This window comes from Micromonospora sp. NBC_00858 (assembly GCF_045207365.1).
Lineage (GTDB): Bacteria > Actinomycetota > Actinomycetes > Mycobacteriales > Micromonosporaceae > Micromonospora.
Genome location: NZ_CP108828.1, coordinates 678,586 through 697,821, shown reverse-complemented (window position 1 = coordinate 697,821; position 19,236 = coordinate 678,586). Strand labels below are relative to the sequence as shown.

Below are 19,236 nucleotides of genomic sequence, written 5' to 3'. Positions count from 1 at the left end.
CGAGGCAGATCGGGCGGTCGGGCGGGGACCGCTCAGCCCGGCAGCAGCGCGACCACCGCCAGCGCGGCGATCAGCGCGCTGGAGACCAGGCCGGTGACCAGCCGCCCGCGCGGGCTGCTCAGCGCCCGGCCGACCACGGTGCCACCGCCGGCGATGAGCATCTGCCAACTCGCCGACGCCAGGAACACGCCCGCCACGAAGAGCGCCGCGTCGACCGTCTCCGCGTCGGCGGTGTCCCGACGACCGAGCACCAGCGCGGTGAAGTACAGCACCGTCGCCGGGTTCAGCAGGGTCAGCCCGAGCAACGCCGCGTAGGCCCGCCCGGGAGTGCTCAAACCCCGACCGACGGGTGCCGCCGGGGTCTGCCGCGAGCGATGGGCGGACCAGGTCCGCCACAGGCCATGCGCGGCGAGACCCAGCAGGACGACGGCCGCGACCACCCGCAGCGGCCCGGCGACCGGCGCGATGACCCCGGCCAGGCCGGCGCCACCGAGCGCCGCGACCGCCGCATAGAGCCCGTCGGCCGTCGCCACCGCAAGCGCCGCGGCCGCGCCGACCCGAAACGAGGTACGAGCACTCAGGCCCAGGATGAGGATCGCGATCGCGCCGACGGGAATGGCGACGCCGTAGCCGGCCACCAGACCGGCCAGGAACGCCCCGCTCACGGACGTCGGTGTCGGGCCGAGGCTCGTCGCCGGACCGGCCGCTGTCGACGCACGGCAGTCGCCGCACGAACAAGGACCTGCATCGGGTACGCCTCAGTCACACGCGCATCCTGCGCGCCGAAGCCACACCCCCGCCACCGGATTTCCGCGCCCCGCGCCCGACGCCCCGCGCCCGACGCCCGACGCCCGACGCCCGAGATCGTGCTCGATCCAGGAAGTAGTGGGCGCACCAACTGGCGGCAGGCACTCTTTCCGGGATCGAGCACGATCATGGGGCTGACAAGGCCGCCAGGCCGATCAGGGCTTTCGGGCGGGCCAGTGGGGGTGGCGACCGAGGTAGGAGAGCAGGACGCTGACCTCGTCGGCCTCCGGACCGGGGTCGATCGCCGGGTCGTACACGCCATAGGCCCGCAGCGGCTCGACGATCTGCCGAGCGACCACCAGCAGGGGACGGGCCAGTTCGTCGCCGAGCGGGGACGGCTGGCCGGTGGCCGTCGCGATGTCCCAGGCGTGCACTGCCGCGTCGAGGGCGCACGCGACGGCACCAACCTGGGCCGGCAGCTTGCCCTGGGGCAGCGGCGTGGGCACCTGCGGGTCGTCGTCGGCGACACCCGCCCAGGCTCGGGCGGACGCGTCGAGGGCGGCGCGTAGGCCGACCAGCTTGTCCCCGTCGATCCGACCGGAGGGTGCGAACGGGTCCTCTGCCGGCCCCGGCCCGCCGACGATCGCCGCCGCGTAGGCGATCTGGTCGCCGGTCGCGTGCTGAAGCACCTGGGTGACCGTCCACCGCTTGCACGGGGTGGGCCGATCCCAGGCGTCGGCCGGGACCCCCTCGACGGCCGTCCGGAGCGCCTTGTGCGCCTCGTCGAGCACGGTCCGCCACTGTCCAGCTGCCATCTCGCTCATCGCCCTGACCTCTCCGCCGACCCCGTCAAACGAGCGACTCCGCCCGCTTTCGGAGCGGAATGTTCCGCTCCGTTGTGTTGGGATCAACTTAGCAGACCGGAACGATCCGTTCCACTTTTTGGTTCACACTGCTCCACAGCGCATCGAGCGCGGCACCCAAACGGGCGCCGCGCTCGACGAAGGTGGAACGGAGTCGGGTCAGACGTTGAAGCCGAGGGAGCGGAGCTGGTCCCGACCCTCGTCGGTGATCTTGTCCGGGCCCCACGGCGGGAGCCAGACCCAGTTGATCCGGATGTCGTTGACCAGACCGCCGCCGGGGCCGGTGGTCAGCGCCTGCCGGGCCTGGTCCTCGATCACGTCGGTCAACGGGCAGGCCGCCGAGGTGAGCGTCATGTCCAGGGTCGCGACGTTCTCGTCGTCGACGTGCACCCCGTACACCAGGCCCAGGTCGACCACGTTGATGCCGAGCTCCGGGTCGACGACGTCCTTCATCGCCTCCTCAATGTCGGCGATCATGGCCTTGCTGACGCCGGTCGCCGGGGTGGCGGCGTCGCCGGCACCCTGCGTCGCGGCGTCGGTCGTCGCGGCGTCGGTCGTCGCGGCGTCGGTCGTCGCGGCGGCGTCGGTCGTCGCGGCGTCGGTCTGCGGCGTCGCGGTGGCGTCACCGGCCTCCGGCGTCGCTGCGGTAGCGGTGTTCTCGCTCATGCCTTCACCTCCGGGCTCGCGCCCACCCCGGCGCGTGCCGCGGCGTCCTTGAACGCCATCCACGGCAGCAGCGCACACTTGACCCGAGCGGGGTAGCGGGCAACGCCCGCGAAAGCCACCCCGTCACCGAGCACGTCCTCATCCGGCGTGACCTGGCCACGGCCGGACATCAACTCGACGAACGCCTGGTGTACCGCGAACGCCTCCCCCGCACCCCGACCGCGCAGCAACTCGTGCAGCACGCTCGCCGAGGCCTGGCTGATCGAGCAGCCCATCCCGTCGTACGAGATGTCGTGCAGCACGGCGCCGTCGGTGGCCACCCGGACGGTGACCTCGTCGCCGCAGGTCGGGTTGACGTGGTGCGCCTCCGCGACCTGGTCGCCCGAGTCTTCGGCAGCGCGCAGGCCACGCCCGTGCGGGTGCTTGTAGTGGTCCAGGATGATCTCCTGGTAGAGCTGGTCGAGCTGCATCAGTCGAACACCTTCCGCACCTGCTCCAGACCGGCCACCAGAGCGTCGATCTCCTCCGTGGTGGTGTAGAGGTAGAACGAGGCCCGGGTCGTGGCCGGGACGCCGAACCGGTTGCACACCGGCTTGGCACAGTGGTGGCCCACCCGCACCTGCACGCCGAGCGAGTCGAGCACCTGACCCACGTCGTGCGGGTGCACGTCACCCAGCGCGAACGAGATGGTGCCGCCCCGGCCCACCGGCACGGTCGGGCCGAAGATCCGCAGGTCACGCACCGAGTCGAGGGCCTCCAGCGCGTACGCCGTCAGCTCCTTCTCGTGCCACTGGATGGCCTGCATCCCGATCCCGGTGAGGTAGTCCACCGCCGCGCCGAGCCCCACCGCCTCGGCGATCGGCGGGGTGCCCGCCTCGAACCGGGCCGGCGGCGCGGCGAACGTCGACCGGGCCATGGTGACCGTCTCGATCATCGAGCCGCCGCCGAACACCGGCGGCATCGCCGCCAGCAGTTCGCCCCGGCCCCAGAGCACACCGATACCGGTCGGGCCGCACATCTTGTGCCCGGTGAAGGCGATGTAGTCGGCATCGAGGTCGACCACGTCGATGGGCAGGTGCGGCACCGACTGCGAGCAGTCCAGCAGCAGCAGCGCGCCCACCTCACGGACCCGCGCGGTGATCCGGGAGGTGGCGTTGATCGTGCCGAGGATGTTCGACATGTGCACCAGCGAGACGATCTTCGTCCGCTCGTTGACCAGGTCGTTCAGGCCGGACTCGTCGAGCCGGCCGCCGTCGGTGACCGGGAACCAGCGCAGGGTCGCGCCGGTCCGCTCGCAGAGCAACTGCCACGGGACGATGTTCGAGTGGTGCTCCATCTCGGAGATCACCACCTCGTCGCCCGGGCCCAGCCGGAACCGCGGGTCGGCGTCCGCACGCAGCGTGGCGTTGGAGAACGCGTACGCCACGATGTTGATCGCCTCGGTGGAGTTCTTGGTGAACACCACCTCGTCGGGGCTCGGCGCGTTGATGAACGCGGCGATCTTCGCCCGCGCCCCCTCGTACGCCTCGGTGGCCTCGGTGCCCAGGGTGTGCACCGAGCGCGACACGTTGGCGTTGTGCAGGGCGTAGTGCTCCCCGAGCACGTCGAGCACCTGCCGGGGTTTGTGCGAGGTGTTGGCGCTGTCGAGGTAGACCAGCGGGTGCCCGTTGATCTCCCGGTCCAGGATCGGGAAGTCGGCGCGCACCCGGGCCACGTCGAAACGCGGCACGTCGTCGTACTGCGGCATCCCGGACGGGATCGCGATGCTGGTCATCTCGGCAGCGCCTCTCTCGCTCAGGCCCGGGCCGTGCCGGCCCCGGCGGCGTACCGCTCGTAGCCCTCGGCCTCGAGCTTGTCGGCCAGCTCCGGGCCGCCCTGCTCGACGATCCGGCCGGCCACGAAGACGTGCACGAAGTCCGGCTTGATGTAGCGCAGGATCCGCGTGTAGTGGGTGATCAGCAGCATGCCGGTGTCGCCGTTGTCGCGGACCCGGTTGACGCCCTCGCTGACCACGCGCAGCGCGTCCACGTCGAGGCCGGAATCGGTCTCGTCGAGGATGGCGATCTTCGGCTTGAGCAGCTCCAGCTGGACGATCTCGTGGCGCTTCTTCTCACCGCCGGAGAAGCCCTCGTTGACGTTGCGCTGGGCGAACGCCGGGTCCATCTGGAGGCGCTCCATGGCGCCGCGCAGCTCGCCGCCCCAGGTGCGCAGCTTCGGCGCCTCACCGTCGATGGCGGTCTTCGCGGTACGCAGGAAGTTCGCCACCGAGACGCCGGGCACCTCGACCGGGTACTGCATGGCCAGGAAGAGGCCGGCGCGGGCCCGCTCGTCGACGGACATGGCCAGCACGTCCTCGCCATCGAGGGTCACCGAACCGCCGGTGATCTCGTACTTGGGGTGACCGGCGATCGAGTACGCCAGGGTCGACTTGCCGGAGCCGTTCGGGCCCATGATCGCGTGGGTCTCACCGGAGCGGACGGTCAGGTCGACACCGGCCAGGATCGGCTTGAGCTCACCCTCGGGCAGCTTGACCGACACCTTCAGGTCGCGGATCTCCAGGGTGCTCATTATCGGGTCACTCCATTACTCGGCGTCAGGCTGAGGTAGATGTCGCCGTCGCGGACGTCGACGGGGTAGACGGGTACGGGTTCGGTGGCCGGCAGCCCGGTGGGCTGCCCGGTGCGCAGGTCGAAGCGCGAGCCGTGCAGCCAGCACTCGAGCGTGCAGCCGTCGACCTCACCCTCGGAGAGGGCGACCGAGGCGTGCGAGCACTCGTCGTAGGCGGCGTAGAACTCGCCATCCTCGCCGTGCACCAGCGCGATCGGGGTGCCGTCGACGTCCGCGCTGATCGCGGTCCCCTTCGGCACGTCCTCGGTGGAACAGATCCGGATCATCAGGCGCCGGCCTTGGTCAGCCGGGCCTCGATCGCGTCGCCGAGGCGCTCGCGCAGCGGCTCCACCGGGATCTTGTTGATCAGCTCGGCGAAGAAGCCGCGGACCACCAGGCGGCGGGCCTCGCCCTCCGGAATGCCCCGGGCCATCAGGTAGAACAACTGCTCGTCGTCGAAGCGGCCGGTCGCACTGGCGTGGCCGGCGCCGGCGATCTCGCCGGTCTCGATCTCCAGATTGGGTACGGAGTCCGCCCGCGCGCCGTCGGTGAGCAGCAGGTTCCGGTTGATCTCGTACGTGTCGGTGCCGGTCGCCTCGGCCCGGATCAGCACGTCGCCCACCCACACGGTGTGCGCGTCCTCGCCCTGCAGAGCGCCCCGGTAGCCGACGTAGCTGCGGCAGTCCGGCACGCTGTGGTCGATCAACTGCCGGTGCTCCAGGTGCTGGCCGGAGTCGGCGAAGTAGACGCCGTACAGCTCCGCCTCGCCGCCGCGGCCGGTGTACTCCACCGAGGTGAACTGCCGGACCAGGTCACCACCGAGGCTGACCTGGACGTGCGTCACCCGGGCGTCCCGACCCAGCTTGATCTTGAGGTGCTGCGCCTGCACCGCGTCGGCCGCCCAGTCGGCCACGGTGACCAGGGTCAGCTTCGCCCCGTCGGCCACGGAGACCTCGACGTTGTCGGCCAGGGTCGCCGAGCCGACGTGCTCCAGCACCAGGGTCATCTCGGCGAACCGGCCCACCTCGACGAAGGTGTGCCCGAAGGCCAGACCCTCGGCACCGTCGCCGACCACCCGCACGCTCACCGGCGAACCCACCACGACGTCGCTGGCCACCGTGAGCAGCAGCGCCTGGCCGGCACCGCCGTACGCGAGCGCGCTGATCCGGTCGACCGGGGTGAGCACGCTGCCCACCCGCGGATCGTCCATGCCGATCCGCTCGACGGCCACGCCCTCGGGCAGGTCGCCGTACTCGTGCCGGACCGTGCCGGTGGCGGCTTGCGGCTCACCGGCGAGGCCGCGCAGCCGCTTGAGCGGGGTGAAACGCCACTCCTCCTCCAGGCCGGTGAGGGCCGGGAAGTCGGCGACGTCGTACGAGCGCAGCGCCTGCGACTTGGTGCTGGGCGGCGCGGAAGCCTGGGTAGTCATTTCTTCCTTGGTCTGTTCTGCGGTTAATCGGAGGGTCGGTCGGGCTGGTCGAGGCGCGGCGGGTCGAGGCCGACGCGAGAGTCAGCCGGCCGGCGTCAGCCGACCGCGCCCTCCATCTGGAGTTCGATCAGCCGGTTGAGCTCCAGGGCGTACTCCATCGGGAGCTCCTTGGCGATCGGCTCGATGAAGCCGCGCACGATCATGGCCATCGCCTCGTCCTCGCTCAGGCCCCGGCTCATCAGGTAGAAGAGCTGGTCGTCACTGATCTTGGAGACGGTCGCCTCGTGACCCATCGACACGTCGTCCTCACGGATGTCGACGTACGGGTAGGTGTCCGAGCGGGAGATGGTGTCGACCAGCAGCGCGTCGCACTTGACCGTGCTCCGGCTGTGGTGCGAACCCTCCAGCACCTGCACCAGACCACGGTACGAGGTACGGCCGCCGCCCCGGGCGATCGACTTGGAGATGATGGTGGAGGAGGTGTGCGGCGCGGCGTGCACCATCTTGGCGCCGGCGTCCTGGTGCTGGCCCTCGCCGGCCATCGCCACCGAGAGCACCTCGCCCTTGGCGTGCTCGCCGGTCATGTAGACCGCCGGGTACTTCATGGTGACCTTGGAGCCGATGTTGCCGTCGACCCACTCCATGGTCGCGCCCTCGTGGCAGACGGCGCGCTTGGTGACCAGGTTGTAGACGTTGTTCGACCAGTTCTGGATGGTCGTGTAGCGGCAGCGCGCGTTCTTCTTGACGATGATCTCCACGACCGCGCTGTGCAGCGAGTCGGAGGAGTAGAGCGGCGCGGTGCAGCCCTCGACGTAGTGCACGTACGCACCCTCGTCGACGATGATCAGCGTCCGCTCGAACTGGCCCATGTTCTCCGTGTTGATCCGGAAGTAGGCCTGCAGCGGGATCTCCACGTGCACACCCTTCGGCACGTAGATGAACGAGCCACCGGACCACACGGAGGTGTTCAGAGCGGCGAACTTGTTGTCGCCGACCGGGATCACCGTGCCGAAGTACTCCTTGAAGACGTCCTCGTGCTCGCGCAGCGCGGTGTCGGTGTCCAGGAAGAGGACGCCCTGCTCCTCAAGGTCCTCACGGATCTTGTGGTAGACGACCTCGGACTCGTACTGCGCCGCGACGCCGGCGACCAGCCGCTGCTTCTCCGCCTCCGGGATGCCCAGCCGGTCGTACGTGTTCTTGATGTCCTCGGGCAGGTCCTCCCAGCTGGTGGCCTGCTTCTCGGTGGACCGCACGAAGTACTTGATGTTGTCGAAGTCGATCCCGGTGAGGTCTGCGCCCCAGGCCGGCATCGGCTTGCGGCCGAACAGCCGGAGACCCTTCAGACGCAGGTCGAGCATCCACGCCGGCTCGTTCTTCTTGGCCGAGATGTCCCGCACCACCGCCTCGTTGATGCCGCGCTGGGCAACCGCCCCGGCGGCGTCCGGGTCGGACCAGCCGTACTCGTAGCGACCCAGGGCGGCAAGCTGCTCTTCCTGGGTCAGGGGCTGGACGATCTGCTCGGTCATTTATCTGTCCTCACAGTGGTGACGGGATTACTGGATTGGGCGCGTACCTGCTGGGCTGGAATGTGCGTGGTGCACACCCCGTCGCCGTGCGCGATGGTGGCCAGGCGCTGCACGTGGGTGCCGACCAGACGGGAGATCACTGCGGTCTCGGCCTCGCACAGCTGGGGAAACTCGCCGGCCACGTGCGCCACCGGGCAGTGGTGCTGGCAGAGCTGGCCGCCGGAGGCGATCGTGGTGGCGTTGGCAGCGTAACCCTCGGCGGTGAGCGCGTCGGCGAGTGCCTCCGCCCGCGCGAGGGGGTCGTCGCCAGCGTCCTCCATGGCGGCCTGACAGCGGGACTCCAGGGCGGCCACCTGCTCGGTGGCGAACGCCTCGACCGCCTCGGAGCCGCCGCTGCGGGCGATCCAGCGCAGCGCGGCGGTGGCCATGTTGTCGTAGTGATGGGTGCCACACCGGACCCGGGCCGCCTCGGTCAGCAGGAACACCTTGGCCGGACGCCCCCGCCCGCGGCTGCCCTGCACGGTCTGCTCGCGGGCGAACACGTCACCCTCGGCGAGCATCGCGTCGAGGTGCCGGCGGATCGCCGCCGGGCTGAGCCCGAGCGCCGAACCGAGCTGCGCGGCGGTGGTGGCCCCCCGCTCCAGCAGCAGCTGGGTGACCCGGTCCCGGGTGGAGACCTCGGTCGCCACAGCGCCGCCGAGCGCGGCCGACGTGGTCACGACAAGCGCGGACGCGGACGCACCGACGGCCGGAGAGGCCGTCGGCTGCTGCCCGGAGAGCGCCGCCGTGTTTTTCACAACGCCAACGTTACGTAATTACTCGGAGGGTCGCAAACCCGGGCCCCGGTGATCCGAACCACCGAGCCGACGGAGTCGGACAAACCTCGATCACTACGGTGCGTAGGATTTGCGCCGTGAACCGATTCGCCCGTCCGGTCTCCGGCACCCTGCTGCGTAGCCTCGCGCTCACCTCGATCATCGCGAACGTGGGCATCGTCGTCACCGGCGGGGCCGTCCGGTTGACCGCCTCGGGCCTCGGCTGTCCCACCTGGCCCCGGTGCACCGACGCGTCGTACGTCGCCACGTCCGAGATGGGCCTGCACGGGGTGATCGAGTTCGGCAACCGGATGCTGACCTTCGCGGTCGGCCTGATCGCGCTGGCCACCCTGCTGGCCGTGCTGGCGCACCGGCCGCGCCGGCCCGGGCTGCTGCCGCTGGCCGTCGCGGTCTTCCTGGGCATTCCCGCCCAGGCGGTGGTCGGTGGCATCACCGTGCTCACCAATCTGAACCCGTGGGTGGTCGGGCTGCACTTCCTGGCCTCGATGGCGGTGATCGCCGCCGCGTACGCCCTCTGGCGGCGGGTGGCCGAGCCCGACGGCCCGACGGTGGCCGTGGTGCCGGCGCCGCTGCGCGCGCTGGCCCGGGTCACCACCGGCGTGAGCGTCGCGGTGCTGGTCATCGGCACCTGGGTCACCGGCAGCGGCCCGCACGCCGGCGACCAGGGCGCTGCCCGCAACGGGCTGGACCCGGAGTCGATCTCCCAGGTGCACGCCGACAGCGTCTTCCTGCTGCTCGGCCTCTCGGTAGCGCTGATCTTCGCGTTCCGCGCGGTCGGCGCCCGGCGGGCCACCCGGGCCGCAGTCGTCCTGCTCGCGGTGGAGCTGGGCCAGGGCCTGATCGGCTTCGTGCAGTACTTCACCCACGTGCCGGCGGTGCTGGTCGGCGCGCACATGCTCGGCTCCTGCCTGGTGCTGCTCGCCACCCTCTCGGTGCAGTGGTCCACCCGCGAACGCCGCCCGGTCGCCCCCGCGCCCCAGGCAACCACCCCCGCCGAAGCCGAAGCCGTCCCGGTCACCGCCTGACCGCCTGACCTCCCGCGCCCCGCGCCCCGCGCCCCGCGCCCCGCGCCCCGCGCCCCGCGCCCCGCGCCCCGCGCCCCGCGCCCCGCGCCCCGCGCCCCGCGCCCCGCGCCCCGCGCCCCGCGCCCCGCGCCAAGATCGTGCTCGATCCTGGAGCTTGTCTCATCCTGTTTGGGCTGGTGGGGTGGTGTTGACAGGACGAGTCGTGGGGTCGCGGCGCTGGTCAGGGTGTGGTGATCTTCGCTGATGATCGACTGCCCTCGGGAAGGTTCGATCTGTTCCGGTGTTGCGCGTGGCTCATAGCAGGGCCCTCGGTGAGGGTTGCAGGTCGTGACACACGACAACACGCCCACCGAGGGCCATGCTCTGGTCTACCAGGTCCATCTGCCCTTGTCGACGAAGTCGCTGACCATGATCACTCAAGCGATCCGCCGGTATCGCCGTGGTGTGCGCTCGCGGTGGCGCAAGCTGCCCGATGAGCAGGTCGCCCTCATCGTGCTGGCCGTGCTCCGCCATGATCAGCGTCCCGCCGACCTCGCCGCCGCCTACGGGGTGTCGCATCACAGCGTGCGCCGCTGGGTTCGGCAAACCATCACCACTCTCGCCGCGATGGCGCCCCGCCTGGACCGAGTCCTCACCCACACCGCCCGCACCAGCAGTGAGGACCCGCTGCTGTTCGACGGCACCTGCCTGCCCGTGCACCGCCCGAGCGGCCGCGCCGAACGACGCCTGTGGTGCGGCAAACACAAGGCTCACCACCTACGCGTACTCACCCTCACCGACCACCACGGCCGGCTGCTCTGGATCTCCGCCGCCGCCGGCGCCCGCACCCACGAAGCCACCCAAGCCAAACGCCTACGCCTACCCACCCGGCTACGCCGTCATGACCTCGCCGTCATCTGCGACCGCATCCACACCCGCCTCGACGACCAACCCGAGAACCCCACCGTCATCACCGGACGACGCGGCAACCGCCACCACCCCTCACCCCCGCCCAACACAGCGTGAACACCCTGCTCAGCCGCGAACGCGCGGCCAATGAACACGCCCACGCTCACCTCAAGAACTGGCGCATCCTCACCCGACTACGCCACGGCTGGCGCCCACACGCCACCACCCTGCTACGCGCCCTACTCGTGCTGACCAACACCGAAATCAACCGCTAGACAGATGATCAACACCGAAGATCCACACCCGCACACCAGCACCCCAACCACACCACCACGACCTGTCAACCATCCCTGAGCAGCCCAAACAGGATGAGACAAGCTCCTGGATGTAGTGGCCTCGGCGCGCGCGGGATGCCACTAAATCCAGGATGTTGCGCGATCTGGACGGCCGAGGTCCCCTCCGCGACCCGTGCCGACTCAAGATCCGCGCAACTTCAGGGAAAGTGTGGGGTCGCGACGCGCTGACGCCGCAACTTCACTGAACTTGCGCGGATCTTGGAAGCGGCGGACACCACCGGGCGGGCCCGGAGCAGCGAACGCCCCCGGGCGGGCCTTGAGAACGGCAGACGCCCCGCCCGGGCCCGGAGAACGGCGGACGCTCCCAGGCGGGCCTTGGGAGCCGCAGACGCCCCCGGGCCGGGCCCGGAGAGCAGCAGACGTCCCCAGGCGGGCCTTGAGAACGGCAGACACCCCCCAGACGGGCCCGGAGAGCGGCAGACGCCCCCAGGGCCCGGAGAGCGGCAGACGCCCCCAGGGCCCGGAGAGCAGCGGACGCCCCCGGGCGGGCCTTGAGAACGGTTGGGAGGGTCAGCCGCGGCGGGCCAGGTGGGTGGTGATGGCCTCGGCGAGGCGGTCGGGGGCACCCTCGGCGTGGCCGATGAACAGCGACGGCTCGGTCAGCTCCAGCTCGACCAGCACCGGGGCGCCGTCCGGACCGGGGATCAGGTCGACCCGGGCGTAGAGCAGCTGCCCCGTCCCGCCCGGCACCGTGCTCAGCGTCCGCTCGGCCACCGCCAGCTGTTCTGGTTGCGCCGTGCGGGCGGTGATCTCCTCGGCCTTGTAGAGCCCGTCCGGGCCGAGGTCCGGGCCGGTCAGCATCGGGCCCTTGCGGATCGCGTGGCTGAACGTGAGCCCGTCCGGGCCAGCCAGGAAGAGCAGTGCCGTCTCGCCCTCGGTGTCGACGGCGGTCAGGTACGGCTGGATCATGGTCAGCCGGCCGGCGCTGGACAGCCGGCGCACGTGCGCTCCGGCCAGCTCCCGGTGCTCCGGGTCGGCCAGGTCGTACCGGCCGGTGTCCTGGCTGCCCGCGCTGACCGCCGGCTTGATCACGTACTCGCCGGTGTCGGCTGGCGGACGCCAGCTCTCCCCCGGCTCGATCCAGGACGTCGGCACGGTGGGCACGCCGGCCGCGCTCAGCTCGGCGAGGTAGCGCTTGTCGGTGTTCCAGCGCACCACCTCGGCCGGGTTGACCAGCGCCGGGACGGTGGCGGCCCAGGCGACGAACTCGTCGCGGCGCAGCGCGTAGTCCCACGGTGAGCGGAGCACGACCAGGTCGTAGGAGGACCAGTCGACGCCGGGATCGTCCCAGACGACCGCCTCGGCGGCGACCCCCCGGGTAGCGAGCGGGGCGAGGACCAGCCGGTCGTCCGGGTCGAGGTCCACGAGTTCGGCACAGGTGACGAGAGCGACCCGGGGTTTCCCCCGGGTCGACTTGTGGTGGTCGGTCAATTCAGGTGTCTATCTCAGCGGGCCATCGTGCGCCGGGCCATCGACCGCCAGAGGTCGTTGCTCGGACGCATCTGGTCCATCAGTTCACGCTCCCAGGCGTTCTCGACGGTGACTCCCGCCTTGGCGCACGCCTCCCGCGCGGTGACGGTGTCGTCGGCGAACTGGTCGCCCCACTCACCGTCGGAACCCACGAGGACGATTCGCGCGCCACGCTTGCCGACGTACTCGATGACCGCCTTCGCCCCGCCGTGTCCGGCGGCGAACGACTTGAGGCCCGCGACCAGACCGTGAGGCGTCTGCTCGCCGGCGGTCTGCTCGGCCGTCAGCGTCGTATCGGAACCATCTGCCATGACGCGAAGCCTAAGCAGAAGTCCACTCAGACGGGCGAGAACCATGAAGCTTTTGTGATGCCAATTACCTATAGGTTTAAGGAAGACCACAGGTTGCTTGCCCGGATTTATCCGTACTTTTACCTTCAAAGCACGTGGGCAAATCAGGGCTCAAACGTCGCAGGTTGAGCCGATCCGACTCAGGCCGAAAGTTACTCTGATGTGATCTGAAAGCCGGACAACTCATCCATGATGGTGATTAGTCGAGAGAGATCGCCAGTGGCGGGACGGCCATGCGGGCGAGACTGGCGAGACTCTGCAGCGCGAACGGGTCAGATCAGCGCGTCGAGCGCGACGGCCAGGAAGACGATGGTCAGGTACGTCGTCGACCAGTGGAACAGCCGCATCGGCTTGACCGCCTCGCCACGCGCCGCCCGACGGCAGAGCCGGTGCGCCTCGACCAGGAAGATGGCGCCCACGACCAGCGTCGGTACGCCGTAGATCGCGCTGAGCCCCAACGGCCAGACAGCCAGGGACGTGAGCACGGTGAGCCAGGCGAAGATCAGGATCTCGGCGTTCACCCGGCGGGTGGAGGCCACCACCGGCAGCATCGGGATGCCGGCCCTGGCGTAGTCGTCCTTGTACTTCATGGCCAGGGGGTAGAAGTGCGGCATCTGCCAGAAGAAGACCACCGCGAACAGCCCCCAGGCGGCCGGCGCCAACGAGCCGGTCACCGCCGCCCACCCGATCAGCACCGGAGCCGCCCCGCAGGCCCCGCCCCAGAACGTGTTCGCCGGGGTGGAGCGCTTGAGCCACAGGGTGTAGACGAGGTCGTAGTAGGCGATCGCGGCGAGCGTCAGCCCGGCAGCCAGCAGGTTGGTGAACGCCGCCATCAGGGCGACCGAGACCGCCGCGAGCACCAGACCGAAGACCAGCGCGTTGCGCGGCGTCACGGTGTGCGTCGGCAGCGGGCGACGCTTGGTACGCCGCATCAACTGGTCGATGTCCCGGTCGATGTAGCAGTTCAGCACGCTGGCCGCGCCGGCGGCAAGCGAGCCGCCGATCAGCACCACGGCCATCAGCCACAGCGACGGCAGGCCGCCGTCGGCGAGCATCATCGCCGGGATGGTGGTGACCAGTAGCAGCTCCACGATCCGCGGCTTGGTGAGCGACACGTACGCCGAGAGGATCGCGCGTACGTCCCGCCGGGCCACCGGGCCCTCGGCCGCCCGCGCCGGGGGCGGCCCGGCAGGGTTGCTCGCGGGGCGCTCGGTGATCATGCTCACGGATTGCCACCTTCCGGCGTCGGGCACGGGGAGATCGGTTCGGCCGCGCCCGGTCGGGGGCAGCACACCGACCCACACACTACGCGTTGTCGTTTTGGCTGCCCGGCCGACCCGACAACGGTGCGGGCCGTCACACCACCGGGTTGAACGACGCAGCCCGTCGCCACGTACCGAACACCATGCACAGATCCCTGGGCGGACGTTTAGGCACGCTCGATAGGGTCACCAGTGAGGGTTCCGCCCATCTGCCGAGGAGCACAACCATCGTGGCTGCCAACCGACCCGAGCACTCCGCACTCAACTGGTCCGAACTCGACCGCCGGGCCGTCGATACCGTCCGTGTGCTGGCCATGGATGCCGTGGAGAAATCCGGCAACGGCCACCCGGGCACCGCGATGAGCCTGGCGCCCGCGGCCTACCTCCTCTTCAACCGGGTCATGCGGCACAACCCCGCCGACCCGAACTGGCCTGGCCGGGACCGGTTCGTGCTCTCCGCCGGGCACTCCAGCCTGACCCTCTACATCCAGCTGTTCCTGTCCGGCTACCCGATGAGCCTGTCCGACCTGCAGTCGCTGCGGCAGTGGGGCTCGCTCACCCCGGGTCACCCCGAGCACGGGCACACCCCGGGCGTGGAGACCACCACCGGCCCGCTCGGCCAGGGCCTGGGCAACGCGGTCGGCATGGCCATGGCGTCCCGCCGCGAGCGTGGTCTGTTCGACCCGGAGGCCGAGCCCGGCGCCTCGGTCTTCGACCACGACATCTGGTGCATCGTCTCCGACGGTGACATCGAGGAGGGCATCAGCCACGAGGCCAGTGCCCTCGCCGGGCACCAGCAGCTGGGCAACCTCACGGTGATCTACGACGACAACGAGATCTCCATCGAGGACGACACCCGGATCGCCAAGAGCGAGGACGTGGCGGCGCGCTACGAGGCGTACGGCTGGCACGTCCAGACCGTCGACTGGCGCACCGGCGACGCCGACCAGGGCGACTACCACGAGGACGCCGAGGCGCTCCACCAGGCGCTGCTGGCCGCCAAGGCGGAGACCGGGCGTCCCTCCTTCATCGCGCTGCGCACCATCATCGGCTGGCCCGCGCCCAACAAGAAGAACACCGGCAAGATCCACGGTTCGGCGCTCGGCGCCGACGAGGTGAAGGCCACCAAGCGGATCCTCGGCTTCGACCCGGAGCAGACCTTCGAGGTCGACGAGGAGGTGCTCAGCCACGCCCGGAAGGTGATGGGTCGCGGCTCCGCCGCCGAGGAGGAGTGGACGACCGCGTTCGACGCCTGGAAGAAGGCCAACCCGGAGCGCGCCGCGCTCTACGAGCGGATGGCCGGTCGGGTGCTGCCGGAGGGCTGGGCCGACGCGCTGCCCACCTTCCCCGCCGACGCCAAGGGTGTGGCCACCCGGGCCGCCTCCGGCAAGGTGCTGGAGGCGCTCGCGCCGGTGCTGCCGGAGCTGTGGGGCGGCTCGGCCGACCTCGCCGAGAGCAACAACACCACCATGAAGGGCGAGCCGTCCTTCATCCCGTCCGCGCACGCCACCAAGGACTTCCCCGGCCACGAGTACGGCCGCACGCTGCACTTCGGCATCCGTGAGCACGCCATGGGAGCGATCCTCAACGGCATCGCCCTGCACGGCGGCACCCGCCCGTACGGCGGCACGTTCCTGGTGTTCAGCGACTACATGCGCCCCTCGGTGCGGCTGGCCGCGCTGATGAAGCTGCCGGTGACCTACGTCTGGACGCACGACTCGATCGGCCTCGGCGAGGACGGCCCGACCCACCAGCCGGTGGAGCACCTGACCGCGCTGCGTGCCATCCCGGGCCTGGACGTGGTCCGCCCGGCGGACGCCAACGAGACCGCCTGGGCCTGGCGGCTGGCGCTGGAGCACACCGACCGCCCGACCGCGATGGCGCTGAGCCGCCAGCCGCTGCCGACCCTGGACCGCGACGTCCTGGGCGGCGCCGACGGGGTGGCCAAGGGCGGCTACGTGCTGGCCGAGGCGTCCAGCGGCAAGCCGCAGGTGATCATCGTCGGCACCGGCTCCGAGGTGCAGCTCTGCCTGACCGCCCGGGAGCGGCTGGAGGCCGACGGCACCCCGACCCGAGTGGTCTCGATGCCCTGCCAGGAGTGGTTCTACGAGCAGGACGAGGCGTACCGGGAGTCGGTGCTCCCTCGCGGGGTAAAGGCACGGGTGAGCGTGGAGGCGGGCATCGCGATGTCCTGGCGCGGCGTCGTCGGCGACCTCGGCGAGAGCGTCAGCCTGGAGCACTACGGCGCGAGTGCCCCGCACACCGTGCTCTTCGAGCAGTTCGGGTTCACCCCCGACCGGATCGTGGCGGCGGCACACGCCTCGCTGGCCCGGGTGGGCGACATCACCGGTTTCACGACCGGCAACTGAGGGAGCGTGGACGGCATGACGGACAGGCTGAGTGAGCTCACCGCCGCAGGCGTGGCGATCTGGCTCGACGATCTTTCCCGGGTACGACTGAGCTCCGGTGGGCTGGACCAGCTCCGCCGGGAGAAGCACGTGGCCGGGGTGACCACCAACCCGACGATCTTCGCGAAGGCGCTGAGCGACGCCGACGAGTACAACTGGCAGTTGCAGGATCTCGCCATGCGTGGGGTGGACGTCGAAGAGGCGGTACGCATGCTCACCACGTACGACGTGCGGTGGGCCTGCGACGTGATGCACCCGTCGTACGACAAGAGCGCCGGCGTGGACGGGCGCGTCTCCATCGAGGTGGACCCGCGGCTGGCGCACGAGAGCGACCGGACGGTCGCCGAGGCCAAGGCGCTGTGGTGGCTGGTTGACCGGCCCAACCTCTTCATCAAGATCCCGGCCACCGAGGCGGGCCTGCCGGCGATCACCGCCACCCTGGCCGAGGGGATCAGCGTCAACGTGACGCTGATCTTCGGACTGGACCGCTACTCGGCGGTGATGGAGGCGTTCCTGGCCGGTCTGGAGCAGGCCAAGGCGAACGGGCACGACCTGTCCACCATCGGCTCGGTGGCGTCGTTCTTCGTCTCCCGGGTCGACTCCGAGGTCGACAAGCGGCTCGAGAAGGTCGGCTCCGACCAGGCGAAGGCGCTGAAGGGCAAGGCCGCCATCGCCAACGCCCAGCTGGCGTACGAGCGGTACGGCGAGGTGTTCTCCTCCGACCGCTGGCAGGCGCTCGCCGACGCCGGGGCGCACCCGCAGCGGCCGCTGTGGGCCTCCACCTCCACGAAGAACCCGGACTACCGGGACGTCATCTACGTCGAGGAGCTGATCGCCCCCGGCACGGTCAACACCATGCCGGAGTCGGTCATCCACGCGTACGCCGACCACGGCGAGACCCGCGGCGACACCATCACCGGCTCCTACGACGCGGCCCGCAAGGTCTTCGCCGACCTGGAGTCGGCCGGGGTGGACATGGCCGACGTGATCGCCACCCTGGAGCGCGAGGGCGTGGAGAAGTTCGAGGCCAGCTGGCAGGAGCTGATCGACGGCGTCCGCAAGTCGCTGGAGGCGGCGGCCACCGGCAAGGGTGCGCCGAACAAGGCCGCCAAGGGCAACGCCAAGGCCGCCGCGAAGGCCGGTGGTAACGCATGAGCGACCTTCTCGCCGGGCCGGTGGAGGCCGCCGCCGGGCTCGCGGTGTACGGCGCGGACGCGGTCGACAAGTCCGCTCCCGCCTCGACCCGGGACGCGCTGGTCCGGGCCGAGGTCCCCGGCCGGCTGGCGGCCAGGGACGCGAGCCTGTGGGGCCCCGACGCCGAGGCCGAGGCCAAGATCCGGCTCGGCTGGGTGGACACCCACCAGCGCAGCCGGGAGCTGCTGGTGCAGCTGGCCGAACTGACCGCTGAGCTGGCCGACCTGGACCACGTGGTGCTCGCCGGCATGGGCGGCTCGTCGCTGGCCCCCGAGGTGATCGCCCAGACCCTGGGCCGGCCGCTGACCGTGCTGGACACCACCGACCCGGGCCAGGTCCGGGCGGCGCTGCGTGACCGGCTGGAGCGCACCGTGGTGGTGGTGGCCAGCAAGTCCGGCTCGACGGTGGAGACCGACAGCCACCGGCGCGCGTACTGGCAGGCGTTCCTGGACGCCGGGATGACCGAGGCGGAGGCCGGCCGGCACTTCGTCATCGTCACCGACCCGGGCTCGCCGCTGGAGACCACCGCGACCGAGATGGGCGCGTTCACCGTGCTGGCCGACCCGAATGTGGGCGGCCGGTACTCGGCGCTGACCGCGTTCGGGCTGGTGCCCTCGGCGCTGGCCGGGGTGCAGGTGGCGGAGCTGATCGACCAGGCCGACGCGCTGGCCTCGTCGCTCGGCAGCGACCGGGACAATCCGGCGCTGGCACTGGGCGCCGCGCTCGGCGCGGCCGCCACGTTGGCCCGGGACAAGGTCGCGCTGGTCTCCGACGGCACCGGCATCGACGGGCTCGGCGACTGGGCCGAGCAGCTGATCGCCGAGTCGACCGGCAAGGCCGGGGTGGGCATCCTGCCCGTCGTAGTGGAGTCCCCGCAGAGCCCCGGCGCCACCGGCCCGGACGTGCTGACCATCAGCTACGGCGGCGCGCTGGCCCCCGGCGACGTGCCGGGCGGCGGCGCCGACCCGGACGTGGCGGTCAACGGCCCGCTCGGCGCGCAGTTCCTGGCCTGGGAGTACGCCACCGCGGTGGCCGGCGTGGTGCTCGGCATCGACCCGTTCAACCAGCCGAACGTCACCGAGTCGAAGGAGAACACCAACAAGATCCTGGCCTCGGGCCTGCCGGCGGAGACGCCGTCGTTCACCGAGGGCGCGATCGAGGTGTACGCGCCGCAGGGTGCCCCCGGTGACCTGACCGGCGTGCTGCGCTGGCTGCTCGACGGGCTGGGCGACGACGGCTACCTCGCCGTGATGGCGTACCTGGACCGGTTCGCCGACGCCGACACGGCCCGCCTGCGGTCGCTGCTGGCCGAAGCGTCCGGCCGCCCGGTCACCTTCGGCTGGGGGCCGCGGTTCCTGCACTCCACCGGCCAGTACCACAAGGGCGGCCCGCAGGTCGGCAGCTTCCTCCAGGTGACCGGCGCGGTCGCCGAGGACCTGGAGGTGCCGGGCAAGCCGTACACCTTCGGTGAGTTGCAGGCGGCGCAGGCCGCCGGCGACCGGCAGGCGCTGGCCGGCCGGGAGCGGCCGCTGCTGCGGTTGCACCTGACCGACCGGGCCGCCGGTGTCGCCCAACTGCTCGACGCGGTCGGTGAGCTCCGGGCGTGAGG

Annotated in this window: 19 protein-coding genes; 6 read left to right on the top strand and 13 right to left on the bottom strand. The window is 70.9% G+C overall.

Translation table 11 applies throughout. From position 1 onward, the window contains the following. Positions 1-32 precede the first annotated feature (32 nt). The 10 genes from OG990_RS03290 to OG990_RS03245 form a co-directional block, all read right to left on the bottom strand. Positions 33-665 carry a LysE family transporter gene (locus OG990_RS03290; protein WP_406078944.1) on the bottom strand — a complete coding sequence of 211 codons (633 nt, stop codon included), beginning with the start codon at positions 663-665 and terminating at the stop codon, positions 33-35. A 297-nt stretch (positions 666-962) separates the two neighbouring features. Continuing rightward, complete coding sequence (locus OG990_RS03285; protein WP_406078943.1) at positions 963-1,571, bottom strand: TIGR03086 family metal-binding protein; 609 nt, start codon at positions 1,569-1,571, stop codon at positions 963-965. A gap of 198 nt (positions 1,572-1,769) precedes the next feature. Continuing rightward, entirely contained in the window at positions 1,770-2,276 is a 507-nt protein-coding gene (locus tag OG990_RS03280) for a metal-sulfur cluster assembly factor (protein ID WP_406078942.1), read from the bottom strand. After that, positions 2,273-2,746, bottom strand: coding sequence for a Fe-S cluster assembly sulfur transfer protein SufU (sufU, locus tag OG990_RS03275; RefSeq protein ID WP_328418739.1), 474 nt, complete (start codon positions 2,744-2,746; stop codon positions 2,273-2,275). The genes OG990_RS03280 and sufU overlap by 4 nt, the downstream gene beginning before the upstream one ends. Further along, positions 2,746-4,050, bottom strand: coding sequence for a cysteine desulfurase (locus OG990_RS03270; RefSeq protein WP_406078941.1), 1,305 nt, complete (start codon positions 4,048-4,050; stop codon positions 2,746-2,748). Before OG990_RS03270 ends, sufU begins: the two co-directional genes overlap by 1 nt. Before the next feature lie 20 nt (positions 4,051-4,070). Next, positions 4,071-4,844, bottom strand: a complete 774-nt coding sequence (sufC, locus tag OG990_RS03265; RefSeq protein ID WP_328418741.1) for a Fe-S cluster assembly ATPase SufC — start codon at positions 4,842-4,844, stop codon at positions 4,071-4,073. Further along, positions 4,844-5,170 (bottom strand): non-heme iron oxygenase ferredoxin subunit, encoded by a 327-nt coding sequence (locus OG990_RS03260; protein WP_328418742.1) that lies wholly within the window; start codon positions 5,168-5,170, stop codon positions 4,844-4,846. Before OG990_RS03260 ends, sufC begins: the two co-directional genes overlap by 1 nt. Next, the gene (sufD, locus tag OG990_RS03255) at positions 5,170-6,312 is read right to left on the bottom strand and encodes a Fe-S cluster assembly protein SufD (protein ID WP_328418743.1); all 1,143 of its coding nucleotides are present in this window, start codon (positions 6,310-6,312) and stop codon (positions 5,170-5,172) included. The genes OG990_RS03260 and sufD overlap by 1 nt, the downstream gene beginning before the upstream one ends. A gap of 95 nt (positions 6,313-6,407) precedes the next feature. Continuing rightward, a complete protein-coding gene (gene sufB, locus OG990_RS03250; protein ID WP_007462707.1) occupies positions 6,408-7,838 on the bottom strand; it encodes a Fe-S cluster assembly protein SufB in 1,431 nt (476 codons plus the stop codon). Then, positions 7,835-8,635, bottom strand: coding sequence for a helix-turn-helix transcriptional regulator (locus OG990_RS03245; protein ID WP_406078940.1), 801 nt, complete (start codon positions 8,633-8,635; stop codon positions 7,835-7,837). Before OG990_RS03245 ends, sufB begins: the two co-directional genes overlap by 4 nt. 98 nt (positions 8,636-8,733) lie before the next feature. Between OG990_RS03245 and OG990_RS03240 the strand changes: the two genes are divergently transcribed. From OG990_RS03240 to OG990_RS03230, 3 genes are all read left to right on the top strand, one after another. Then, positions 8,734-9,699: a COX15/CtaA family protein gene (locus OG990_RS03240; protein WP_355612156.1), complete on the top strand. Its 966-nt coding sequence runs from the start codon at positions 8,734-8,736 to the stop codon at positions 9,697-9,699. Positions 9,700-10,026: 327 nt separating this feature from the next. Next, on the top strand, positions 10,027-10,704 hold the full coding sequence (locus tag OG990_RS03235; RefSeq protein ID WP_406076957.1) for a hypothetical protein: 678 nt from the start codon (positions 10,027-10,029) through the stop codon (positions 10,702-10,704). Next, entirely contained in the window at positions 10,701-10,862 is a 162-nt protein-coding gene (locus OG990_RS03230) for a hypothetical protein (RefSeq protein ID WP_406076958.1), read from the top strand. The genes OG990_RS03235 and OG990_RS03230 overlap by 4 nt, the downstream gene beginning before the upstream one ends. Before the next feature lie 591 nt (positions 10,863-11,453). Here OG990_RS03230 and OG990_RS03225 read toward each other — a convergent pair. The 3 genes from OG990_RS03225 to OG990_RS03215 all read right to left on the bottom strand — a co-directional run bounded on the left by OG990_RS03225 (position 11,454) and on the right by OG990_RS03215 (position 13,989). After that, entirely contained in the window at positions 11,454-12,374 is a 921-nt protein-coding gene (locus tag OG990_RS03225; RefSeq protein ID WP_406078939.1) for a RimK family alpha-L-glutamate ligase, read from the bottom strand. Positions 12,375-12,388: 14 nt separating this feature from the next. Next, the gene (locus tag OG990_RS03220; RefSeq protein ID WP_328418746.1) at positions 12,389-12,724 is read right to left on the bottom strand and encodes a hypothetical protein; all 336 of its coding nucleotides are present in this window, start codon (positions 12,722-12,724) and stop codon (positions 12,389-12,391) included. A 311-nt stretch (positions 12,725-13,035) separates the two neighbouring features. Then, a complete protein-coding gene (locus tag OG990_RS03215; RefSeq protein WP_328418747.1) occupies positions 13,036-13,989 on the bottom strand; it encodes a heme o synthase in 954 nt (317 codons plus the stop codon). A gap of 266 nt (positions 13,990-14,255) precedes the next feature. Here OG990_RS03215 and tkt point away from each other — a divergent pair, with 266 nt between their 5' ends. Genes tkt through OG990_RS03200 form a run of 3 tightly spaced genes read left to right on the top strand, consistent with a single transcriptional unit; the run spans position 14,256 to position 19,234 of the window. Next, the gene (gene tkt, locus OG990_RS03210) at positions 14,256-16,394 is read left to right on the top strand and encodes a transketolase (RefSeq protein WP_386983856.1); all 2,139 of its coding nucleotides are present in this window, start codon (positions 14,256-14,258) and stop codon (positions 16,392-16,394) included. 15 nt (positions 16,395-16,409) lie between these two features. Beyond that, positions 16,410-17,588: a transaldolase gene (tal, locus tag OG990_RS03205; protein WP_406078938.1), complete on the top strand. Its 1,179-nt coding sequence runs from the start codon at positions 16,410-16,412 to the stop codon at positions 17,586-17,588. Beyond that, positions 17,585-19,234, top strand: a complete 1,650-nt coding sequence (locus tag OG990_RS03200; protein WP_328418750.1) for a glucose-6-phosphate isomerase — start codon at positions 17,585-17,587, stop codon at positions 19,232-19,234. Before tal ends, OG990_RS03200 begins: the two co-directional genes overlap by 4 nt. Positions 19,235-19,236: the final 2 nt, after the last annotated feature.

What these genes read in the sequence shown, in the direction of transcription:
- sufC (WP_328418741.1), bottom strand. Translation starts at nt 4,844, where the DNA reads ATGAGCACCCTGGAGATCCGCGACCTGAAGGTGTCGGTCAAGCTGCCC.
- OG990_RS03270 (WP_406078941.1), bottom strand. Translation starts at nt 4,050, where the DNA reads ATGACCAGCATCGCGATCCCGTCCGGGATGCCGCAGTACGACGACGTG.
- OG990_RS03260 (WP_328418742.1), bottom strand. Translation starts at nt 5,170, where the DNA reads ATGATCCGGATCTGTTCCACCGAGGACGTGCCGAAGGGGACCGCGATC.
- sufB (WP_007462707.1), bottom strand. Translation starts at nt 7,838, where the DNA reads ATGACCGAGCAGATCGTCCAGCCCCTGACCCAGGAAGAGCAGCTTGCC.
- OG990_RS03280 (WP_406078942.1), bottom strand. Translation starts at nt 2,276, where the DNA reads ATGAGCGAGAACACCGCTACCGCAGCGACGCCGGAGGCCGGTGACGCC.
- sufD (WP_328418743.1), bottom strand. Translation starts at nt 6,312, where the DNA reads ATGACTACCCAGGCTTCCGCGCCGCCCAGCACCAAGTCGCAGGCGCTG.
- OG990_RS03285 (WP_406078943.1), bottom strand. Translation starts at nt 1,571, where the DNA reads ATGAGCGAGATGGCAGCTGGACAGTGGCGGACCGTGCTCGACGAGGCG.
- sufU (WP_328418739.1), bottom strand. Translation starts at nt 2,746, where the DNA reads ATGCAGCTCGACCAGCTCTACCAGGAGATCATCCTGGACCACTACAAG.
- OG990_RS03220 (WP_328418746.1), bottom strand. Translation starts at nt 12,724, where the DNA reads ATGGCAGATGGTTCCGATACGACGCTGACGGCCGAGCAGACCGCCGGC.
- OG990_RS03200 (WP_328418750.1), top strand. Translation starts at nt 17,585, where the DNA reads ATGAGCGACCTTCTCGCCGGGCCGGTGGAGGCCGCCGCCGGGCTCGCG.
- tal (WP_406078938.1), top strand. Translation starts at nt 16,410, where the DNA reads ATGACGGACAGGCTGAGTGAGCTCACCGCCGCAGGCGTGGCGATCTGG.